The following is a 10,132-nucleotide window of genomic DNA, read 5'->3' on the forward strand; positions in this document are numbered from 1 at the left end:
CCACGGGTTTGCTGTCCCGTCCCACCGGCGCGGTCGCCACCCAATGGCGGCCGCGCCGGTTTCTTTTCGGGCTGACGGGATGAGGCCAGGTGAGGCCAGTCCGACCGGGAACACCTTCAAGGGGGCCACAGGATATCCTGGTGCGCGATGGCCTCCCGCGCCTCCAGGTCCTGTTGGCCCATGACCCGAATGAGTCCCCTGTTGCGGCCCTCCTTCCTCGTCGTGCTCATGCTTGCCCTGGCATGTGCGAGCCACAGGCGCTACTACCTGAGGTCCGAGCTGCCCATCCTGGAGGGGAGGTTCGACCTCGCGGTGGCGCCCGGCCCCTGGGTGCACGAGAACGTCCCCATCGTCGTCTCGGACGCGGCCAGTGTCCCGGATGATCTGGTGCTGCCAACGCTCAGGAGCTTGATGGCGCTACCGGGTGCAGCGGATGCCTGCGATCCCAACACAGGGAGCCCACGCCCGGATGCCGCCGAATATTGTGTCGCCCTCTACAGGACACCGCAGGACTGGCGCGTTTCGTGGCCCATCCGCAACCTGCTGAAGGAGCAGAACGCCTGTCAGCCCCCGTTCGGAGGAGTGGAGGACGAGTCCTTCGGCCGCGACCTCCCTGTCGTCGGCTTCGCCCACAATCACCCGTGCGGGACCTTGATGAGCGGTCCGGACCTGAACCAGTTTCCCGCGCTGAAGATGGGAGACGGACTGTGGACCATGGTGTCCTATGCCGCGAGCCCGAGCGGCAGGCTGGCGCGTGACTCACGCAACCAGCTGATCCCCGCGTGGGCGTGGCTCGCCACCGGTCACCGGGACGAGCCACGCTTCTACAAATGGAATCCGGCGGGTGAGGTCTTCCAATGGAATGAGCACCAGCGCCATTGGGAGTTTCGAGCCACCTGTCATCCTCGGGAGGCGTCCGGCATGCGCAGCCCCAGAACGCTCCTGCCCCAATGCTCACCCGAACTGAAGTGGTAGAAGCTCCGTGGAGAACGCCCCATGCTGAAGCCGCCGTACTACCTCCTCATGACACTCCTGCTGGATGGAGGCATGAGCACCTCTCCCACGGGGACGACCGCCAGGGACGGAGGAACCGTCTCCGCGCCCCCCAGCGCCGCGAGGACGGATGGGGGCACCACCGCTCGCGCGCCCATCATCGCGGAGGGGATTGAGTGGCCGGATGACCTGCGCCCATTGGCGACGCTGGATGGCCCGGCAATCCTCGCGGCACATGCCGCGCTTCAAAGGCTGCTGGCCAGCTTTCCGAAGGAGTATGCGAAGGACTGCTCGTACTCCGCCAAAGCCATGGAGGTCGTCGTGGGACAGCACGACGGGCTGTATTTCGTTGAGATCAACCGGCGTGTAGAAAAATGCGGTTGGGCGACACCGGGCTTCAATCCCTCACCGCACTGGTTCGAGCTGTACGCCGTATCACCCGAGGGAAAGGTCCTGGCGCGATACCCGTACCATCCGTAAGAGGTCCATCTCAGGAGCTGCAGGAGAGCGCGGAGCAGCCGGGCTTGGACCTGGCCCAGTCGGGCCGCCGGGCCGCGTACGTTTCGCGGCCCGGTTGCTCATCGAAGGGGTGTCGCATCACGTCCAGCAACTGGTGCACCTTGGAGTCGTCCCCCGCGTGGGCCGCGTCGATGGCCTCCTGGGCCAGGTAGTTGCGCAGGACGTACTTCGGATTCACCGCGTCCATCCGGCGCGCCAGCTCCAAGGGGTCCGCGCCCTCGCGCCGCGTGCGCTCCCACCACGACGTCAGCCATTGGAGGCCCCGGGCCAGATGGTGCTCGGGCACCGGCCCGTAGAAGGCCTCGCGCAGCACGTCCGGGAACACGGTGGGCGCGGTGGGGGCGGCCACCACGCGGGACAGGCCGCGGAAGAAGAGCGTCATGTCCGTCTCCTCCTCCGCGAGCCACGCCAGGCACGCGTTGACCCGCTCGACGTCCGCGGCGCCCTCCAGGGTGGACAGCCCCAGCTTCGCCGCGTAGCGCGCCGTCATCTCCGCGTTCAGCGTGCGCTGGTATTCGATGAGCCCTGCCTGGAACACGCTCTCGTCGCCTTCGAAGAGCGGCATCAGCGCGACGCCCAGCCGCTCGATGTTCCACATCCCGATGGCGGGCTGGTTGCCGAACCGGTAACGGCCGTGTTCGGCGTCCGTGGTGTTCGGCGTCCAGTCAGGGTCGAAGTCGTCCACCCAGCCGTAGGGCCCGTAGTCGATGGTGAGCCCCAGAATCGACATATTGTCGGTGTTCATCACGCCGTGCACGAAGCCCACCGCCTGCCAGTGCGCGATGAGCTTCGCGGTGCGCCGCGCCACCTCGCTGAAGAAGGCGGCATAGGTGTCCTTCGACGGCGCTCCCAGCTCCAGGAAGAACTGCGTCAGCGTGTAGTCCGCCAGTTGCTTGAGCAGCGCCATGTCCCCCCGGCTCGTGCACAGCTCGAAGTTGCCGAAGCGCAGGAAGGTGGGCGCGACGCGGCAGACGATGGCGCCGGGCTCCTCCTGGGGATGCCCGTCGTAGAACATGTCCCGCACGACGGCGTCCCCGGTGGCGACGAGCGACAGCGCGCGCGTCGTCGGCACGCCCAGGTGATGCATGGCCTCGCTGCACAGGAACTCGCGGATGGAGGAGCGCAGCACCGCGCGTCCGTCGGCACGCCGCGAGTAGGGCGTCCGGCCCGCGCCCTTGAGCTGCAACTCGTAGAGCCTGCCGTCGGGGGCCCGCAGCTCTCCCAGGCCAATGGCCCGGCCATCCCCCAGCTGCCCCGCCCACTGGCCGAACTGGTGCCCGCCGTAGTTGGCCGCGTACGGCACCATGCCCGGCTCCAGCGCGTTGCCGGAGAGCACGCGCACCCACGCCTCGGAGCGCAGCGCGGCCTCGTCCAGCCCCAGCATTCGCGCGACCTCCGGAGACAGGGCGACGAGCCTGGGGGCGGAGACGGGCGTGGGCTGGACGCGGGACCAGAGCGCCCCATGCACCTGGCGCGACCGCGTGTCGGAGAGTGGATCGCCGGGCGTGGCGTCGAGGAAGCGGGAGGTGAACTGGGACATGGTGAGTTCCTCAGGCCGGTGGGGCGACACCCTCCTCCGGCGCGGTGACGGCGGAGGGTGGCAGGCGTTGGATGCGACACCCCTTCACGCCATGCCCCTCCACGACCGTCACCTCGAAGAGGGCCTCCGCGTGTTCGACCTTATCCCCCACGCGAGGAGGCCTGCCCAGCTTCGCGAGCACGAGCCCGCTCACGGTGTCCACCTCGTCGTGCGTGAGGTCGAGCCCCAGCTCCCCGCCCAGGAATGTGTCAGTGCATGGGTCCACCGAACGAGGATGGGCATCGCCCCTTGCTCCCGTCGATGGACGCCCCCCCTTGGACTCAGGTCCAGGAGGGCGGGGGGATCCCTGGTGGGCAGCCAAACAGGCACGCACCCGGGAACCCCGAATCCAACCTTGCACGGACGCGCGGCTCGCGGTGCCGCGGCCTGGACCCTGGGTGCGGGGCTCACGGACTCAGGGTCTTGAAGAAATACACCGTGGGGCGCAGGACGCCTTCGGTGTCCTTCGCCCAGTTGGGGACCTCCCCCACGCGCTGCCATTGGAGGTGCAGATAGACAGCCTCGGCCTGCGAGCCCGCCAGCGTGTCGAGCACCAGCAGGGTGATGCCCCGGCTCCGAGCGAATTGCTCCACCTCGCGCAAGAGCCGCGACCCCAATCCCTGCCCCCGGGCGCTCGAGTGCACGAACAGCTTCTGGAGCTCCGCGCGGTGCGGCGAGTTCTCCCGCAGGCTGGGCGCGAGCTGCACGGAGCCGACGATGCGCCCCTCCTGCTCCGCGATCCACAGCACCCGCCCTGGCCCGAGGGACGCGAGCGCCTCCCGCCAGTACTCCGCCGCGGCCTCGGGCGCGAGCGGTGCGAGGAAACCCACCGACGCGCCACTGGCCACCGTGTCGATGAGCAATGCCATCAGCCCCTCACGCTCGGCGGGGGTCGCTGCTTCGATTCTCCGGATGGAAATCATCCCCGGCATCCTAACGACTTGCCACGTCATCGCAGGAAAAACGGGCCCTTAGCGCCCCAATGACAACCCAAGCACCAAACCCGGGACTTGAGCGATAATCCTGTTAACGGGCACTCATGCCCACAAGGGGGTCAATCATGTCGAAGGTGGGAGAGGGCAGGCCTGGCGTTTCCGCGCCCAAGCAGCAGCCCAGGTCGGAGACGGTGGGTGCGAAGAGCGTTGTGGCCCGGCAGCTCTCGAACCTGTTTGGCATGTTGAAGTCCTCGGCAGCCGCTCCGGTGGCGAAGCCGGCCCCGGTGACGACCGTGAGGCAGACGATGTCGGCCTCCCCCGCGGCGAAGGTGGCGCTGGCCCAGCCGGCGGCGGCCCCCACGGAGGTGCTGCCCGGCCTGCTGGGGCCCCTGCGCGATGAGAAGATGGCCGTCTGCATCGACAAGGCCTTCAACCAGGTCTACCAGGGCACGCAGATCCTCTCCCGCGACGAGCGCACGAGCCTGATGAACTTCGCGAAGGGCCTTCGCGAGAAGAACCCGAACATGACCGCGGCGGACCTGACCGAGAGCCTGGTCGCCGAGCTGCGCAAGCGCCGTGACGGCGGGGACGCCGTCACGCCCGCGAAGATTGAAAAGTTCGTGAAGGAGGCCGTCAACTGGACCGCCACCTGCTACGAGGGCGCCCCCCGCGACGCGACGCGCGCGGAAATCGCCGAGTTCACCGCCTTCGCGAACAAGACGATGGCGGAGCACCCGGACATGACGCCGGATCAGCTCTCCGCCGCCATCATGGATGAAGTGCGCAACAAGGCCACGGGCATGACGGGCGGTTCGGGCGGTTCGGGCGGCGCGGGCTTCGCGGCCGGCGCGAACGTCAGCAAATTCATCCAGGACGCCGTGAACTGGTGCAGCGGGCTGTACTCGGACAACGCGCGCGACGCGTCACCGGCGGAGATCAAGAAGTGGACCGACTTCGCCAACAAGACGATGGCGGAGAACCCGGACATGACGCCCTCGCAGCTGTCCGCCGCCATCATGGACGGCGTGCGTGACGAGATGACGGGCATGTCGGGCGGCCCCGGCGGCAAGCCCAACGTCGACAAGTTCATCAAGGACGCGGTGAGCTGGGCGGCCAAGCTCTACGAGGGCACCGACCGCGGCCCGACGCAGGCGGAGATGAAGAAGTGGACCGACTTCGCCAACAAGACGATGGCGGAGCACCCGGACTACTCGCCCTCGCAGCTCCAGGCCGCCATCCAGGACGCCGTGCGCGATGAGGTCACCGGCGCGACGACGGGCGGCGGGCAGCCCAACTACAAGAAGCTCATCGACGACGCGGTGAGCTGGGCGTCCCAGGCCTACCAGGGCGCCTCGCGCACCGCGACGCCGGCCGAGGTGGACAAGTGGACGAAGTTCGCCAAGGCGAAGCTGGCGGAGAACCCGGACATGACGCCCTCGCAGCTGTCGAGCGCCATCACGGACGCCGTGCGCGACGACATGCGCGGCGTGGGCGGTCCGGCGGCGTCCGCCCCGCTGGAGCAGTTCGTGAAGGACGCCTTCAAGTGGGTCTTCGAGCTCTATGAGGGCACGCCCTCGGACAAGCCCCGCCTGCCCACGGACCGGGAGATCCGCGATTGGTCCAACTACGCCCGGGAGCAGCTGAAGAAGAACCCCAATCTCACGGCCGAGGACCTCAAGTCGGTCATCACGGACGGCCTGCGCACGGCCCTGGGCAATCGCTGACACCGTGAAGTCCTGAAGCGGACCCCACGGCCTCACGCCGCGGGGTCCGCCCTACTTCGCGGGCTTCGCCGGCGCGCCTGTCTTCGCGCCGGTGAAGCGGAGGACCTCGTCCAGGAGGACGCGGCGTCCCCGCTCCGCACGCTCCAGGTGGACGAAGTGCGTCGCCTGCGGGATCACCACGGTCTTCACGGCCGCCGCGTGCACCAGGTGCTCCTGGAGGCGCGTGACGTCCTCGGGCCGGCTCCAGAAGTCATTCTCCGCGCGGACGATGAGGACGCGCGCGGTGATGGAGGCCGCGTCCCAGAGCGGCCTTCCCGTGGCCAGGTAGAAGCTGTCCTCCAGCGCTCCAGACGGAGCCCGGAAGGCCGCCGGCGTGCGCGAGGCCGCCAGCGGATCGCTCGCGAGCGCTTCGCGCTGGTAGGCCGCGACCACCTCCGGATCCCTCCACTGCGCCTTGTCCTCCAGGGGGATGCCGCGGTCCCACGGGGCGACCGCGGACGCCCCCGTGTTCCACCGGTACGCGCCCATCCCTTCCGCGTTGAAGCGTCCCGGCCGCTTCGGATCCTCGAAGTCCGTGCCCCGCCCCAGCATCTTGTGCTCCGCGCTCCCGGCATACAGCGCGTTGAGCATGACGAGGTGGCTCACGCCCTCCGGGTAGAGGCTGGTGTACATCCCCGCCCAGTGGCCCCCGGTGGCCCAGCCCAGCAGCCCGACGCGGCGCTGACCGGTGCGCGCCTGCACCCAGCCCACCACCGCGTGCACGTCCCGGACGACCTCGTGGGAGCCCACCAGCGGCTGGCCCGTCACCGGCGCGCTCATGGCCTGCGGCCGGGTGGAGCCGCCGTAGCCCCGCGCATCCATGACGTAGACGGCGTGCCCCGCGCGCGCGAGGTCCGCCGCGAGCGAGCCTCCTTCGACGGGCAGGTCGAAGGACGCCCGCCCCGGGACGCGCCCGCCGTGCACGAGGATGAGCGGAGGGAGGTTCGCCACCTGCATCCCGGTGTCCTTCACCTCGCGCACGGACACCTCGATGCCCGGCTCCACGGGGACGAGGAACTCCGCCCGCGCCACCTCGGCCCCGGCGGGGCCCGCGACGAGCGCCGCCAGCAGTCCCAGGATTCCAACGACAGTCATACGACTCGGGTGCAGGTCCACCACACGGCCTCCTCTTCGCGGGTCCGCGCCGCATCCTGCCAGAACGGACCCGAAGAAGTGGCCTCCCGCCGCTAGGGTTTGCCCCGTGACGAGTCAGACAGTTGTTGGGGACGGACACGCGCCTGCCCTGGTTGTCCAACGCCGCCGTGGGCGACAGCTTGCCCGCGCCGTCGTAGACCCTGAACTTCACGCTGCTGGCCGCCTCCCGGGGCGGCGGAGTCCTCGGGGCTGAGCAGCCCGGCAATCCCCGCCGGAACCGGCCGACCTTGCCGGCCCTCCAAGCCCGGAAGACGGCAACGCTTGCCGTGCAAGAGGTCGCCTCCGAGGGGAACACGCCTTGGCACCCGCGTTGCTCTGGGGAGGGCCTGCTCCCAATCCAAGGACCCCGGAACCCATGATGAAGCTCCGTACCCTCCTGTTGTTGTTGCCCTGTCTCCTGTGGGCGCCGCTCGCGCTCGCCCAGACGCCGGACGTCACGACCTACTACGAACCCATGGAGGGAGGCGCCATCCGCTACCTCACCATGGCGGCCCCCACGCTCGGGGGGAGCCCCAGCCACCAGGTGTCGCTCGCGCTGGCGCTGCGCAACAACGAGGCGACGTCCGTGACGTTGACCTCGGTGCTGATCGACTTTCCCGGCACGACGCTGCTCACGGGCATGAGCACCAGCGTCGTCGTGCCCGCGAACGCGGTCCGCAACTGGTCGTTCAGCACCGCCCAGAACATCATCCTGCCGAACCCGGCGCCTTCCACCATCCGCATTCGGCTGTTCTTCACGGGCTACCCGACCTCGCTGATGGAGACGTTCACGCTCGCCGCCTACCAGGCCCCCACGCCTTCCGGCAGCAACCACTTCTGGGGCCGCGTGGGAGACCTGCGCCCCCACGAGTACTGGCAGGGCATGGGCGCGGTGCACGGCGCGAGCGTCCAGGGCTGCCAGCTCTTCGCCCATGACGTGGGCGTCTATGGTTGGACGGGCTCCGGCTGGTCCGACCTGCTCCCGGGCACCGACGGTTCGCAGAACGAGCACTACCGGCAGTGGGGCAAGCCCATCTACTCCGCCACCGCCGGCACGGTGAAGTCCTTCGTCAACACCGACGCGACCAACTTCCCGGTGGGCTCCGTCAACCCGGCGTCGCACGGCGGCGGCAACAGCTTCGTCATCGACAACGGCACGTATGTGGTCGGGTACGCCCACATGCAGGCCGGCTCGCTCAACCCGAGCCTGACGACGGTGGGCGCGGTGGTGCGCGTGGGCGACTTCCTGGGCCTGCTGGGCAACTCGGGCAGCTCCTCGAAGCCGCACCTCCACATCGGCGCGATCGCGTCGGACAAGTCGTCGACGCTGTGGTCCCCCGATTGCGGAGGCCCGCTGCGCCCCCTGCCGCTCGACGGCGCCTACGCCATCGACCAGGCGGTGCTGACCTCCTGGTTCGGGTTGGAGCACCTCGCACCCTGGTCCCCGATGGACGGCGTGGGCATTCCCAGCGGCGCGGCGCCCAATCACATCAACTCGCTCCTCTGGCCGTCGGCGAGCCCGCCGGCGCTGCTGAGCAACGCCGTGGTCAACGACTTCGCGCTGGGCACCAACGGCCAGCTGTGGGCCGTGCTCAACAACAACGCGGTCCTCACCACCCACGACCGCCTGAGCATCCCCGTCGACACCGGCGTCTACCTGGACGTGAACCCGGGCGGCGCCGCCAAGGCCATCGCCGTCACCGCCTCGATTCCGTATGTGATTGGGATGAACGACTTCGTCTACCGGGGCACCAGCACGGGCTGGGTCCAGACGACGCAGTCCGCCAAGCGCATCACGGTGGATGAGTCCACCGGCAAGGTGTGGGCCATTGGCCTGGACGACAAGGTCTACTCCTTCAACCCCACCACCCTCGTGTGGAGCGCCAACTCCCCGACCTCCTCGACGGGCAAGGACATCGCGGTCGCCCAGGGCATCCTGTACATCATCGGCATGGATGACCGCGTCTGGAAGCACAACGGCACCTACTTCGCGCAGCTGCCCGCCACCACCACGCTCAAGCGGCTGGCGGTGGACGGCACCTCCGGCAAGCTGTGGGGCATCGGGGCCAATGACGGCCTCTGGTCCTCCACGGGCGGCAGCACCTGGGCCGAGCACCCCGGCGGCATCCGCGCCTTCGACCTCACCGTGTTCCAGGGGACCCCGTACGTGCGCGGCCTGGACAACGGCGTCTGGAAGATGGAGGCCTTCGGCTCCTCCCGCGTCAACGTCGTCCAGCCCTGACGCCTGACAGGCGTTGAGTAGTGAAGGCAGGAGTGCCGCGCCCCGGGGGAAGGCGCGGCACTCCTGCTATGACGTGCCTTCCCCTGGGACGCCCCCCACGCCAGGAAGGTCACGGAAGCCCATGCAAGACGTCGACATCAAGACCGCGGATGGAGTGATGGACGCGAAGCTGTTCCAGCCGGAAGGCCCGGGCCCGTGGCCCGCGGTCATCATGCTGATGGATGCCTTTGGCGTCCGGCCGTCCTTTGAAATCATGGCGCAGCGGCTCGCGGACGCGGGGTACGTCGTCCTGCTGCCCAACCTCTTCTACCGGGACGGCCACGCGTCGCGGCTGGAGCTCAAGGGCACCTTCGCGGACGAGGTCTTCCGCAAGCGCATCTACGGGCTCATCGGCGACCTGACGCCCGACCGGCAGAAGCAGGACGCCGCCGCCGAGCTCGACTTCCTCTCCCATCATCCGTCGGTGAAGGGAACCCGGGTGGGCGTGGCGGGGTATTGCTTCAGCGGAGGCCTCGCGGTGCGCATGGCCGCGAACTTCCCGGACCGCATCGCCGCGGCGGCCTCGTCCCATGGCGGGCGCCTCGTCACCGACGCGCCCGACAGCCCCCACCGGCTGGTGGGCCAGGTGAAGGGTGAGCTGTATTTCGGCCACGCGGACAAGGACAGCTCCATGCCCGCCCAGGCCATCGAGACGCTGGAGGCGGCGCTGAAGGCCGCCGGCACCCGGTACGTGTCCGAGCTCTACCCCGGCGCGAGCCACGGCTACGCGGTGGAGCGCTGGCCCCAGTACCACCCGGAAGCCGCCGAGACGCACTGGCGCAGGCTCACGGAGCTGTTCGGCCGGACGCTGCGGGCCTGACCACCCCAGCCGTCGCGGCGTAAGGCCCTGGGAATGCTGGCCCTGGGCGTGGCTCCTGGCGCATCCTCCCGCGCGCATGCCTCCGCTGCCCACGCCCCCCTCCCCCGT

The 10,132-nt window shown here is 69.2% G+C and carries 9 protein-coding genes; 5 read left to right on the top strand and 4 right to left on the bottom strand.

Translation table 11 applies throughout. The features are described 5' to 3' along the window. The first annotated feature begins 201 nt into the window (after positions 1-201). Together D7V97_RS13265 and D7V97_RS45865 are read left to right on the top strand one after the other, a co-directional pair. Positions 202-975 (top strand): hypothetical protein, encoded by a 774-nt coding sequence (locus D7V97_RS13265; RefSeq protein WP_233582742.1) that lies wholly within the window; start codon positions 202-204, stop codon positions 973-975. A 21-nt stretch (positions 976-996) separates the two neighbouring features. Further along, positions 997-1,473: a hypothetical protein gene (locus tag D7V97_RS45865; RefSeq protein WP_233582744.1), complete on the top strand. Its 477-nt coding sequence runs from the start codon at positions 997-999 to the stop codon at positions 1,471-1,473. 10 nt (positions 1,474-1,483) lie between these two features. Here D7V97_RS45865 and D7V97_RS13275 read toward each other — a convergent pair whose 3' ends face one another. The 3 genes from D7V97_RS13275 to D7V97_RS13285 form a co-directional block, all read right to left on the bottom strand. After that, positions 1,484-3,052: a YdiU family protein gene (locus tag D7V97_RS13275; RefSeq protein ID WP_120611001.1), complete on the bottom strand. Its 1,569-nt coding sequence runs from the start codon at positions 3,050-3,052 to the stop codon at positions 1,484-1,486. A 10-nt stretch (positions 3,053-3,062) separates the two neighbouring features. Beyond that, positions 3,063-3,317, bottom strand: coding sequence for a transporter associated domain-containing protein (locus D7V97_RS13280; protein WP_199728792.1), 255 nt, complete (start codon positions 3,315-3,317; stop codon positions 3,063-3,065). A 181-nt stretch (positions 3,318-3,498) separates the two neighbouring features. Next, positions 3,499-4,014 carry a GNAT family N-acetyltransferase gene (locus D7V97_RS13285; protein WP_120610992.1) on the bottom strand — a complete coding sequence of 172 codons (516 nt, stop codon included), beginning with the start codon at positions 4,012-4,014 and terminating at the stop codon, positions 3,499-3,501. A gap of 137 nt (positions 4,015-4,151) precedes the next feature. Here D7V97_RS13285 and D7V97_RS13295 point away from each other — a divergent pair, with 137 nt between their 5' ends. After that, positions 4,152-5,750 carry a hypothetical protein gene (locus D7V97_RS13295; protein ID WP_147444800.1) on the top strand — a complete coding sequence of 533 codons (1,599 nt, stop codon included), beginning with the start codon at positions 4,152-4,154 and terminating at the stop codon, positions 5,748-5,750. A 51-nt stretch (positions 5,751-5,801) separates the two neighbouring features. On the opposite strand, the gene D7V97_RS13300 is transcribed toward D7V97_RS13295, so the two are convergent. After that, positions 5,802-6,884 (bottom strand): alpha/beta fold hydrolase, encoded by a 1,083-nt coding sequence (locus tag D7V97_RS13300; protein WP_120610995.1) that lies wholly within the window; start codon positions 6,882-6,884, stop codon positions 5,802-5,804. Between the two features lie 415 nt (positions 6,885-7,299). On the opposite strand from D7V97_RS13300, the gene D7V97_RS13305 reads away from it, so the two are divergent. Continuing rightward, positions 7,300-9,165: a M23 family metallopeptidase gene (locus D7V97_RS13305; RefSeq protein ID WP_120610996.1), complete on the top strand. Its 1,866-nt coding sequence runs from the start codon at positions 7,300-7,302 to the stop codon at positions 9,163-9,165. A gap of 121 nt (positions 9,166-9,286) precedes the next feature. Then, a complete protein-coding gene (locus tag D7V97_RS13310) occupies positions 9,287-10,024 on the top strand; it encodes a dienelactone hydrolase family protein (RefSeq protein ID WP_120610997.1) in 738 nt (245 codons plus the stop codon). The last annotated feature ends 108 nt before the right edge of the window (positions 10,025-10,132 follow it).

The sequence above is a fragment of the Corallococcus sp. CA053C genome (assembly GCF_003611675.1).
GTDB lineage: Bacteria > Myxococcota > Myxococcia > Myxococcales > Myxococcaceae > Corallococcus.